General features: G+C 69.2%; 1 pseudogene. It reads right to left on the reverse strand.

The features are described 5' to 3' along the window. Positions 1 to 882 (reverse strand): annotated as a pseudogene (locus tag L978_RS19025) (hypothetical protein); the annotation flags it as partial.

Genomic DNA, 882 nt, shown 5'->3' on the forward strand with positions numbered 1-882 from the left:
ACGTTGGCCGCCGGGTCGTAGCCCGAGCCCTTCACGACGATCTTGTCGCCGGCCGCGAGGGCGGCACTCCCGGCCGGGGTGGTGCCGTCGGCAAGGAAGACCTCGAGCGACGGGGTGAACGTCGGGGCGGTGAGCGCATCCCACTCGGCGTCGCTGATCGTGACCGCGTCGCGGGCGTACAGGGTGTCGGCGTTCGGCATCGTGTGCTGCTTCCAGACGATCACTTCGTAGGACTTCGTGCGGTCGAGCGTGGAGGCAACAGCTGTGAGGTCGACGGTGAACACGCCGCCGGAGATGCCGCGCACGTACTGCATCGCGAGGAATCCGCCGCCGGTGGTGACCTCCGCCTCGGTTCCCGCCTCGATCAGCGCGACGTAGGCACCCGTGATGGCGCCGAGCTTCGATGCCTTCGCCTCGACCGCGAGCCCATCCTTCGCGGTCGCGCTCTTCACCGTGGCGGTGAGAGTGGCGGTCTCGGCGTAGTTCAGTGCGACGCTGCGCTCCTGATCGACGTTGACCACGCCTCCGGCCGCGTAGGTGTAGACGCCGTATGAGCCCGGAGTCGAGGACGCGTCCTTCAGCGTCAGGGTCGCCTGGAACGTGCCGTCGTCCGCGATGTCGACCCACTGCGCGCGGATCGCACCGTGATACGGGGACGGCACCTGGTTCAGCACGTCCTCGGAGAGCGCCCAGACCTGCGCCCCCACGGATCGTGTCGACGACGCGGCACCGGTGGACGGCTGCCATGTCGAGGCGAAGTTGCCGAACACGACGTAGGTGCCCTGCGGAAGATCCTTCGGGATCGGCACGCCGCGCCCGCCGACGTTGGCCGCCGGGTCGTAGCCCGAGCCCTTCACGACGATCTTGTCGCCGGCCGCGAGG

This window comes from Microbacterium sp. ZOR0019 (genome assembly GCF_000800925.1).
GTDB lineage: Bacteria > Actinomycetota > Actinomycetes > Actinomycetales > Microbacteriaceae > Microbacterium > Microbacterium aurugineum.